We start from the raw sequence: 10,886 nt of genomic DNA on the forward strand, positions 1-10,886 counted from the left end.
ATAGCCGGATAACTCCGATGAATACGGCCCGGGGCGTGGTCCCCGATCCGGCGGAAGCGGCGGATGCGGCACGCGTCCCGGTAAATGTGTTGAGCCGCCCGACGGACGCGGGCTATCGTGTGCGGAGTTCCGGACGGCGTGCTGAGCCGCCGGTGTCGGGTTCGTGTGTGAACCAGGAGGTGAGGACCGTGATGACTGTCGTTGCGATGGGCGTTGCCCACAACCGGAAGAACACCGTTCCCACCCCTGTGGTCACCGGCTGACCTTTTTTACAACTCTCCGCGCCAGCAAGCGCGTTGCCGGGGCCACCCTTCGAAGGGTTTCCCTTGTCTCTCCAGTCTTTTTCGTCCGCTCTCTCCTCCCTCCAGGGCTCGTCCGCCGCGCACCCGCTGTCCCCGTACGGCTGGGACGCCGCCTGGGAGGCCGAGTTCGCACCGTACGCCGAACAGGGCCTGCTCCCCGGGCGTGTGGTGCGGGTCGACCGCGGCCAGTGCGATGTCGTCACCCCGGACGGCACGCTCAGGGCCGACACCGCCTTCGTCGTCCCGCGCGATCCGATGCGGATCGTCTGCACGGGCGACTGGGTCGCCGTCGATCCCGACGGTGATCCGCAGTTCGTCCGCACGCTGCTGCCGCGGCGCACCGCCTTCGTCCGCTCGACGTCGTCGCAGCGCTCCGAGGGGCAGGTGCTCGCCACCAACGTCGACCACATCGTCATCTGCGTCTCGCTCGCCGTGGAGCTCGACCTGGGGCGGGTGGAGCGCTTCCTCGCGCTCGCCATGTCCAGCTCCTCCGGTGACGCGCTGCTGCGGGCGGACGGGTCCGCCGGGGACGGCGCCGCCGAGCCGATCGTGGTGCTGACCAAGGCCGACCTGGTGCCGGACGCCGCCACGTTGTCCTACCTGGTCCAGGACATCGAGGGCGTCGCCCCCGGGGTGCAGGTGCTGTCCGTCAGCTCCGCCACGGGAGAGGGCATCGATGTCTTCTCCGCCATCGTCTCGGGCGGTACGAGCGTGCTGCTCGGGGCGTCCGGCGCGGGCAAGTCGACCCTCGCCAACACCCTGCTCGGCCAGGACGTGATGGAGGTGCAGGCCGCGCGTGACGTCGACGGCAAGGGCCGGCACACCACCACCACCCGCAACCTGCTGGTCCTGCCCGGCGGGGGAGTGCTGATCGACACCCCCGGGCTGCGCGGGGTCGGCCTCTGGGACGCGGAGGAGGGCGTCGGCCAGGTCTTCTCCGAGATCGAGGAGCTGGCCGAGCAGTGCCGGTTCCACGACTGCGCCCACGAGTCCGAGCCGGGCTGCGCGGTGCTCGCGGCGATCGAGGACGGTTCGCTGCACGAGCGGCGCCTCGACAGCTTCCGCAAGCTGCTGCGCGAGAACCAGCGCATCGTCGCCAAGACCGATGCCCGGCTGCGGTCGGAGATCCTGCGCGACTGGAAGCGCAAGGGGGCCGAGGGACGCGCCGCCATGGACGCGAAGCGGGGCCGGCTGCGGTAGCCGGGGCCGTGGTCCCGGGGTCCCGCGCACCGGCCGACCGTGCGCAGGGCCGTGTCCGAAATCCGCCAGTGCGGTGCCGGGGGGTGCCGCACACTGGATTCCGTGATGGACGAACGGACCAGGTACGAGGCGGTGAGCAGCCGCGACGCCCGTTTCGACGGGGAGTTCTTCTTCGCCGTCGAGACGACCGGCATCTACTGCCGGCCGAGCTGCCCCGCCGTGACCCCCAAGCGGAAGAACGTCCGCTTCTACCCGACTGCGGCCGCAGCGCAGGGCAACGGCTTCCGGGCCTGCCGGCGCTGCCGTCCGGACGCGGTGCCCGGCTCGGCGGAGTGGAACGTCCGGGCCGACGTCGTGGGCCGCGCCATGCGGATGATCGGCGACGGCGTGGTCGACCGGGAAGGCGTGCCCGGCCTCGCCCACCGGCTCGGTTACAGCTCGCGCCAGGTGCAGCGGCAGCTCAACGCGGAGCTGGGCGCCGGACCCGTCGCGCTGGCCCGCGCCCAGCGGGCCCACACCGCACGGGTGCTGCTCCAGACGACCGGGCTGCCCGTGACCGAGATCGCCTTCGCGGCCGGCTTCGCCAGCGTGCGCCAGTTCAACGACACGATCCGGCAGATCTACGCCCGCACGCCGACCGCGCTGCGGACCGAGGCCGGTACGGGGCGGGGCGGGACGGTGCGGGTGGGGCGGACCACCGGCATCCCGTTGCGGCTCGCCCACCGGGGGCCGTACGCGGCGCGCGAGGTCTTCGACCTGCTGGCCGGTGAGGCGGTCGCCGGGATCGAGGAGGTCGGCGGCGAGGAGGGCGCCCGCACCTACCGGCGCACCCTGCGGCTCCCGTACGGATCGGGTGTCGTGGCCGTCGACGAGCGGTCCGCCGGTTCCTGGCTGGACGCCCGCATCCACCTCACGGACCTGCGGGACCTGACGACGGCCGTCCAGCGGCTGCGGCGCCTGTTCGACCTGGACGCCGATCCGTACGCCGTCGACGAGCGGCTCGGCGCCGACCCGCGGCTCGCCCCGGGGGTCGCCGCCCGGCCGGGACTGCGTTCGCCCGGTGCCGCGGACCCGGAGGAGTTCGCCGTGCGGGCCCTGGTGGGCCGGGAGGCGGCGGCGCGGCTCGTCGAGCGGTACGGGACGGCGCTGGACGTGCCCTGCGGCGGGCTGACCCGGGTGTTCCCCGAACCCTCCGTGCTGGCCGGGGCGACCGGCGACCCCGAGCTGCGGGCCCTGGCGTCCGCGCTCGCCGGCGGGGAGCTGCGGCTGGACGCCGGGGCCGATCGCGACGAGGCCGAGCAGACCCTGCTGCGGCTGTCCGGGATCGGCCCGGCGACCGCGGCGCTCATCAGGACGCGTGCGCTCGGCGACCCCGACGTGGATCCGTACGGGAGGCCGGGGGCGGAACGGTGGCGGCCCTGGCGCTCGTACGGGGTGCGGCACCTGGAGCTGCTGGACCCCCGCTGAGTCCCCGCCCCGCCCGCGCGATGCGGCCGGGGAGTCCCGAAAGGGCCGAAGACGTATCCATCATGACAGGTCAGCGGCCTTTTTCGTAGGACCGGAAGCACACCTGACCGGCCTTGTTCCGGCCCGTTCCCGGGTCCCAGAATCACCGTCATGAATCCCACCGAGAACGTCGATCAGGATGCGGTGCTGCGGGCGCGGACGGTGCTGCTCGGGTCGGGCGGGCCGGATGCCCGGCAGGAGCTGGAGGCGTACCGGGTGCTGGCCGAGGTGAGCCCGCGGGCCTACCTGCCGAAGCTCGGCCGGGCGCTGGTATCGGCCGGACACGCGCGGGAGCTCCGGGAACGCCCGGACGCACGACTGGCCCTGTACGCCGAGGCGGTGGCCGTGGCCCGGCGGATCGAGGCGGACGATCCGAACCGTACGGAGATCCTGGTCCGGGCCCTCTCCGCCCACCAGGGACAGCTGTACGAGGCCGGGCGGCGGGCGGAGGGCTTCGCGTTGTGCGAGGAGATGGCGCGGGTCGGCCGGCAGGGCTTCGAGGCGGGACGGGAGCGAAGCCCCCTGCCCGGGCATCACCGGCTGGCCGTCGTGCTGGCGGAGGAGGGGCGCCACCGGGAGGCCGCGGAAATCCACAGGGGGTTCGCCGAGGACCGTGGCGCGGAGAGGGTGGGCGGGGACTTCTTCTGGGACGCGATCGAGTGGGTGGCCGAACTGGACGCCGCCGGGGACCGCGGGGCGGCCCTGAACGCCTTCGCGGACATCGTGGCCACCGCCCGGGAGAAAGGCGCGTCCAGGGACAGGCCACTGGCCATCCTGGTCTGGGAACTCGTCCGCCATTCCCAGATGCTGGACACCGCCGGGCGCCGGGACGAGGCGGCGGCGGCCCGGACGGAGGCGCTCGACATCCTCGCCGGGCTGGACGCCGCCGGGGACCGCGGGAGCTGGGGCGGTGCCCTCTCCTGGTGGACCACGCTGTTCGCCCTGTCGGGCCGGGAACTGGAACCCCCGGCGTCCCCCGGCTCCCCGGCGCCGTCGTTCGGCTCGACCTCCTGGTCGGGCGACACCGCACGGGCCTACTTCGACGCCCTCCCGGCCCTGGAGGAGCGGGCCGCCCGCCTGGCCGGGGAGGTCGACGCGGACCCCCGCACCCGTCTGCCCGAACTGATCGCCGTGCACCGCAGAGTGACCATCCGCGCGGCGCTGCTCCGGGAGAAGCGCTTCCCCGTCGTCCTGGAGCCGCTCCGGCCGCTCTTCGACCGGGGCGTGGCACTCGCCCGCGAACTGGCGGACCTGGCCGGGGCGGAGGGGCGAGGCGCCCTGGCCGGGGCCCTGACCGACCGTTCCATGTTCCTCCTCGCCGCCAAGCGGTACGGCGAGGCCCACGAGGACTTCCTGGCCGTCACGGCCCTGCTGGACCCGGCGCCGGGGAGCCGGGAGGAAAAGGTGTGACGTCCAGTCAGAATGCTTTGCGGGAAAGGTGTTTCGTGGCCGATTCCTGAGGGGGCGCCCTCAGCCCCAGAGCACCGCGCCCAGCCAGGCCCCCACCACCAACAGGCACGCGAAGAGTTCCACGAGCACCGAGTAGCCCGTCGCCCGCATCACCGAGCGGACCGACGTCCACGCCGCCGCACGGCTGCCCAGCCGCAGCCGTTCCGCCCCGTAGACGGCTCCCACGTAGCCGACGACCGCACCGACCACCGGCAGCACGAAGAAACCCACGATCGCGCCGACCCCGCCGAGCGTCAGCGTCCTGCGCGGCGCCCCCGAATCCCGGGGGCGCCGCGGGGGCAGCAGCGGCTTCAGCGCCTGGTTCAGCAGCAGCAGCGCGGTGGCGCCGATCAGTACGCCCCAGGCGACCGGCGTCATGTCGGTCAGCGCCCACCACAGCACGGCGGCCCAGACGATCGCCTGCCCCGGCGCCCCCGGCACCAGCACACCGAGCAGGCCGAGGAGCATGACCAGGCCGACGGCGACGAGTTGCCACACGCTCATTCGACCAGCCTGCCGGAGTCCGGCCGGTCCCGCCCGTCAGCGCTCCCCGGACGGGGCCGTCCGTGCAGCTCAGGGCCGTACCGAAGCCTTGTGGGCGGCACTGCCGGGTTGGTGACGGTGTGCCACCGGTCCGGCACCGGGCGTGGTCGCGGCCCTGTCCGCGGGCCCGGTCAGGCCCGCGGGGTACGGGCCACCCAGCCCCGTTCGTACGCGTGCCAGCCCAGCTGCAACCGGGTCGACACGCCGGTCAGCTCCATCAGGCCCTTCACCCGGCGCTGCACGGTCCGCAGCCCCAGGTCCAGCTGCTTCGCCACGCTCGCGTCCGTCAGCCCGGCCAGCAGCAGCGACAGGATCTCCAGGTCCGTCGGGTCGGGTTCGACGGATTCCCCCTGCGGCAGGCCGCTCTCGCCGAGCCTGAGCGGCATGGCCTGACGCCATACCGCCTCGAAGAGCCCCACCAGCGACTCCAGCAGCCCGGAGGCGTGGACCACCAGGGCCGCGGGCTCGGCACTGTGCTTGGTCAGCGGGACCATCGCCAGGGAGCCGTCGGCGACGACCAGCTTGGTCGGCACCCGGTCGATGACCCGGCACTGCTCGTCGCGGCTCAGCGCGGCCGACAGCTCCATGATCCCGAACGGCTGCGAGAGGAGCTCGCGCTCGACCACCACCCGGTACGACACCCCGCGCGTGGCGGCCCGCTCCTCGGCCTCGTTCTCCATGCCGCTGACCGCGATCGGCTTCCCGGTGACCAGGGCGCACACCTCGTTCGTCGCCCCCAGCTGCAACTGGTGGAAGCGGTGCGACACCGCACTCGCCCCCGTCACCACCTCGACCAGATCGTGCACGGCCGACTCGGCGGCCTCCGCCCGGTACTCCTCGGCGAGCAGCGCCGCCGCCAGCTCCGCCTGCTCCAGCTCGTGACGCTGCTGGGTCAGCAGCGCCCCGAGCGCCACGCCCGGCGGGGCCGCCACCCAGCGTCCCGCGCACGCGGAGGACTGGGCGGCGAGCCCGTGCTGCTCCAGCCTGCGCAGGGCCCGTTCGGTGTCCGCCTCGGGGAGTGCCAGCCGGTGCGCGAGATCGGCTATCTCCGCAGCTCCCACCGCCACGAGCGCGCGGTAGGCGGACTCCTGTATCTCGTCCAGACCTATGGCTCCCAGCATCCCGGCCCCCTCATGGACGCGCTGATTCCGCACGATGTCGCTGCCGTCGGGTGTCCAGCCATGGCGGAAAGCGGCCACGGCGTAAACCCGCCGTGCACATCATCCCTTCAACGCTCTTCGCTCTGCCAATGTGGCGCCACCGCAGTACCAACAACCTCCGGAAAGCTGCGGTTTGCGCAGGTTGGTTCCGGATTCACTTGGGGAGAGCGATGCGTCCGATATCGCGCACGGCACTGGGAGCGGCCACCGCCGCCGTCCTGGCCGTCACCGCGATCGCCCCGTCCTCGGCAGCGCCGCAGGACGACGCGACGGGTAAGAGAGCACTGACCGGCAGCGCCGCCGCCGACGCCAAGAAGGGCAAGCCGGTCACGGTGACCCTGGTCACCGGGGACAAGGTCCTGGTGAGCACGGACAGTTCGGGGACCGTCTCGGCCACCGCGCTGCCCCGCGAGGACGGTTCCGTGCCCCTCGTCCAGACCAGGCAGTCCGGCAAGGACCTCTACGTCTACCCCGACACCGCCACCGAGGCGCTGGCCGCGGGCCGGGTCGACGAGGAACTCTTCAACGTCACCGGTCTCGTCCGGCAGGGCTACGACGACGCCCACAGCAAGTCGCTGCCGCTGATCGCCGTCTACGACAAGGGCCGGGCCCGCTCCACGTTCGCCACCCCGCGCGGCGCCGAGCGCGGAATCGCGCTCGACGCCATCGACGGCGTCGCGCTCAAGGCGGACAAGAAGAAGGCCGCCGACTTCTGGGCGGACCTCACCGGCGGCGCCCGTTCCTTCTCGGCCGCGGGCCCGAAGAAGCTCTGGCTCGACCGCAAGGTCCGCACCACCCTCGACAAGTCGACCAAGCAGGTCGGCGCCGACCTCGCCTGGGCCGCCGGTTACGACGGCAAGGGCACCAAGGTCGCCGTCCTCGACACCGGCGTCGACGCCGAACACCCCGACCTCAAGGGCCGGATCGCCGCCTCGGAGAACTTCACCGACTCCGACAGCACCGACGACCGCCAGGGCCACGGCACCCACACCATCTCCACCGTCGGCGGTTCCGGCGCGGCCAGCGGCGGCAGGAAGAAGGGCGTCGCCCCCGGCGCCGACCTGCTCGCGGGCAAGGTCCTCAACGACAGCGGCTCCGGCGCCGAGTCCTGGATCATCGCCGGCATGCAGTGGGCCGTCGACCAGAAGGCCGATGTCGTCTCCATGAGCCTCGGCAGCCCGGAACCGACCGACTGCACCGACCCGATGAGCGTCGCCGCCGAGGAACTCGCGCAGAGCAAGGGCACCCTGTTCGTGATCGCGGCCGGCAACGCGGGCCCGACGGCGAACACCGTCTCCTCGCCCGGCTGCGCCCCGAGCGTGCTGACCGTCGGCGCCGTCGACCGCGACGACTCCACGGCCCAGTTCTCCAGCCGCGGACCCGCGATCGTCTCGCACACCCTCAAGCCCGAGATCGCCGCCCCCGGCGTCGCCATCTCGGCCGCCGCGGCCGGTGGCCGGGGCATCTACGCGTACCAGTCGATGTCCGGCACGTCGATGGCCACCCCGCACGTCGCGGGCGCCGCGGCCATCGTGAAGCAGCGTCACCCGGACTGGACCGCCCAGCAGATCAAGGCGGCCCTGGTGTCCTCCGCGAAGAGCGACATCCCCGGCGACGTGCGCGAGACCGGCGGCGGCCGGCTCGACGTCAAGGCCGCCATCGACACCACCCTCGTCGGCGCCCCGGCCGTCCAGGGCGGCACCTTCAACTGGCCGCAGGACCGGAGCGACCGCACCACGGTCGACGTCCCGTACACCAACTCCGGCACCAAGCCGGTGAAGCTCTCGCTGAGCGTCCAGGACGTCACCGGCAACGACGGCTCGGCCGTCCGCTCCGCGGTCGCCGGGCTCGGCACCCGCACCGTCACCGTGCCCGCCGGGGCCACCGTCAAGGTTCCGCTGAAGATCGACCCGACGGCGAAGCTGAAGGCCGCGCAGTACGGCGACGTCACCGGACGCGTGCTGGCCACCGGCCCCGACGGGGTCAAGGTCTCCACCCCGTTCTCGCTGTACGTGGGGGCCGAGACCGTCACCCTGCGGGTCAAGCTCGTCGACCGCGCGGGCAGGCCCGCCGCCGACTCCTCCTCGCTGGACGTCATCGGCACCGACACCTCCAGCGGTGAGCGCCGCTTCAACGACGGCGCCACCGACCAAGTCTACCAGGTGCGCCCCGGCGCGTACTTCCTGTCCGGCTTCGTCACCACGGTCGACCCGAAGGACAGCACCGGCCGCATGACCGAATCCGTCACCTACCTCGCGCGGCCGCAGCTGAACGTCACCAAGGACACCACCGTGGTCCTGGACGCCCGCAAGGCCCACCGCGTCCAGGTGAGGACCACGGACCGGGCGTCCGAGAACCGCTCCACCACGCTCGCGTTCGGCCGCAGCTGGGACGACGTCTGGCTGCACTCGGGCTCCATCACCGGCGGCTCCGCGGTCAAGAACTACCTGGCCGACGTGCAGGGCCGGGCGAGCGACGGCGACTTCGAGTTCGCCAGCTTCTGGCGCGCGTACGCCCCGCAGGTCGAGAGGCTGTCGGTCGTCGGCGGCCCCGAACTGCACCCGACGGTGGCGAGCACCGGCTCCGTCAACCTCGACGGCACGGGCCGCGCCGCCCTGGTCGACGCCGGAAAGGGCACTCCCGAGGAGCTGGGGGCCGCGGGCGTCACCGGGAAGATCGCCCTGGTCGAGGTCGGTGACGAGGACGACAACGTGTACGCCCGGGCCCGTGACGCCAAGGCCGCGGGCGCGAAGGCCATTATCGTCCACCGCCCCGCCGCGGGCCCCTGGAAGCCCAACGTCGGCTACGCCCAGTCGGCGCTGCCCGCGCTCGGCATCGAGACGGGCGAGGCCACCGCGCTGAAGGCCGCCCTGGCCGACGGCCCGGTCGAGCTGAGCTGGAAGGCCACGGCGGTCAGCCCGTTCGTCTACAACCTGGCCTTCCCGGAGACCGGCCCGATCACCTCGGACCGCACCTACAAGGTCCGCGACACGAAGCTCGGCAAGGTCACCGCCAACTACGAGGCGATGGGCGTCGCGGCGGACTACGTCGACACCATGCTCATCAGCCGTCCGTACGGCGGCACCTTCTCCGCGGCCGGCGATGTCGTCGCCGCCCCGAGCAAGCGCACCGAGTACTACTCGGCGGGCGACACCGCCTGGACGCGGTACCTCTCCTCCAGCTTCCCCTGGGGCGAGATGATGGTGGATCAGCCGCGCACCTACACGGCCGGTTCGAAGCGCACGGAGAACTGGTACCGGGGCATCCCGGCCCCCGCCGCCCCGCGCGACGCCGCCGGCAAGCTCCAGCTCGCCGCCGAGCGCCAGGACAACCTGATCGGCGTCGCCCCGGGCTTCTGGAGCGACAGCGAGCACGCCGGTCTCCAGGGCGCCTTCGGCGACGTGGGCAACATGCGGCTGAGCAGCGGTGGCAAGGTGATCGGCGAGAACGGCTGGCCGTCCGGGGTGTTCACCGTCCCGGCCGAGGACGCCGCGTACGAACTCACCATGCAGACCTCCAAGTTCGGCCAGCCCGCCGCCGTGTGGAAGCGGTCCACCAGCACCGAGACCACCTGGAAGTTCCGTTCGAAGCGTGACGAGAACGCGTACTCGCAGGGCATCCCGCTGCTCTTCCCGGGCTACGACCTGGCGGCCGACGGGCTCAAGACCCTCGCGGCGCAGGACGGGCAGAAGATCGGCCTGAGCGTCACCGGTCACGCCGGCTACACGCCCGGCAAGCTGACCGCGGCCAAGGTCTCGTACTCGTACGACGGCGGCGAGACCTGGACCGCCGCGACCACGGCCCAGCAGGACGGCCGGTGGACCGCGACCGTGAACCACGCGGGCGCGGCCGGCAAGCCGGTCACGCTGAGGACCGAACTGACGGACGTCAACGGCAACTCCGTCGTCCAGACCGTGACCGACGCATACGCCGTGCGCTGATCACACCGAGCCGGTCCGCCGGGCGTCCTTCCCGTGGGGGGTGGGGGCGCCCGGCGGACCCGTGTTCGCGGCCGCTTTTTCCGGATGCCCCGTTTTCGTACGGCCCGTGCGGCCGACAATAAGGGAATGAGTCAGCAGGGGGAGAAACCCGCCGCCCATGAGGACGACTGGTGGCACAGGCTGTACGACGAGGACGCCCGGGACACCGGAACGGGCGACGCGGCCGACACGCTCGACGACCGTTTCGACTCGGCGTCGGACGCGGTGGGACCGGACGGGCATACGGGGCGCGGAGACGTGGGGGAGGCGGAGGAGGCGAGAGAGACGGGGGAGGCGCCTTCGGGAGCGGCCCCGGTTGCGGCACCGGTGGTGCCGTCCGCGCCGCCCGTGCCACCCGGCCCATCCGTGTTACCCGCACCATCCGTCCCACCGGCGTCTTCCGTGCCACCCGATCCGCCGATACTCCGGCCGGAGCGGGCCCCGTGGGAGCCGCCGGTCACGGCCGTGCACTCCCCGGACGCCTCCGCGGCGGATTCCCCGGCCGGCCCGTCGCGGCCGCGCACCTTCGCCGCCCCGCCGCCGCGCGTGCCCGTGGATCCGCGGGCCCCCTACCCGCCGCCCGTCATGGAGCCGGACCCGGCCGCGGAGCCGGATCTGGTCACGGAGCCGGGCTCCGCGCCGGACCAGTCGGTCGCGCCGGACCGGGCGACCGGGCCGATGGACACCGGGGCGCCGGAGCCGCCGCCTCCGCTGCCCAGGAGGCCGGTCGCCGAACAGTCCGCCAC

6 protein-coding genes are annotated in these 10,886 nt (G+C 73.1%); 4 read left to right on the forward strand and 2 right to left on the reverse strand.

The features are described from left to right. The first annotated feature begins 326 nt into the window (after positions 1-326). The 3 genes from rsgA to EAO76_RS34930 all read left to right on the forward strand — a co-directional run bounded on the left by rsgA (position 327) and on the right by EAO76_RS34930 (position 4,418). Positions 327-1,502, forward strand: a complete 1,176-nt coding sequence (rsgA, locus tag EAO76_RS34920; RefSeq protein ID WP_148840087.1) for a ribosome small subunit-dependent GTPase A — start codon at positions 327-329, stop codon at positions 1,500-1,502. Between the two features lie 105 nt (positions 1,503-1,607). Next, positions 1,608-2,969 (forward strand): bifunctional transcriptional activator/DNA repair enzyme AdaA, encoded by a 1,362-nt coding sequence (locus EAO76_RS34925; protein ID WP_148840481.1) that lies wholly within the window; start codon positions 1,608-1,610, stop codon positions 2,967-2,969. Between the two features lie 150 nt (positions 2,970-3,119). Next, entirely contained in the window at positions 3,120-4,418 is a 1,299-nt protein-coding gene (locus EAO76_RS34930; protein ID WP_148840088.1) for a hypothetical protein, read from the forward strand. A gap of 60 nt (positions 4,419-4,478) precedes the next feature. On the opposite strand, the gene EAO76_RS34935 is transcribed toward EAO76_RS34930, so the two are convergent. Both EAO76_RS34935 and EAO76_RS34940 read right to left on the reverse strand, forming a co-directional pair. After that, positions 4,479-4,961 carry a DUF456 domain-containing protein gene (locus tag EAO76_RS34935; RefSeq protein WP_148840089.1) on the reverse strand — a complete coding sequence of 161 codons (483 nt, stop codon included), beginning with the start codon at positions 4,959-4,961 and terminating at the stop codon, positions 4,479-4,481. Between the two features lie 170 nt (positions 4,962-5,131). Continuing rightward, the gene (locus EAO76_RS34940) at positions 5,132-6,121 is read right to left on the reverse strand and encodes a helix-turn-helix transcriptional regulator (protein ID WP_148840090.1); all 990 of its coding nucleotides are present in this window, start codon (positions 6,119-6,121) and stop codon (positions 5,132-5,134) included. A 209-nt stretch (positions 6,122-6,330) separates the two neighbouring features. Between EAO76_RS34940 and EAO76_RS34945 the strand changes: the two genes are divergently transcribed. Next, a complete protein-coding gene (locus tag EAO76_RS34945) occupies positions 6,331-10,101 on the forward strand; it encodes a S8 family serine peptidase (protein WP_148840091.1) in 3,771 nt (1,256 codons plus the stop codon). Positions 10,102-10,886 lie beyond the last annotated feature (785 nt).

It is taken from the genome of Streptomyces sp. sk2.1 (genome assembly GCF_008120935.1).
In the GTDB taxonomy this organism is placed as follows: Bacteria; Actinomycetota; Actinomycetes; order Streptomycetales; family Streptomycetaceae; genus Streptomyces.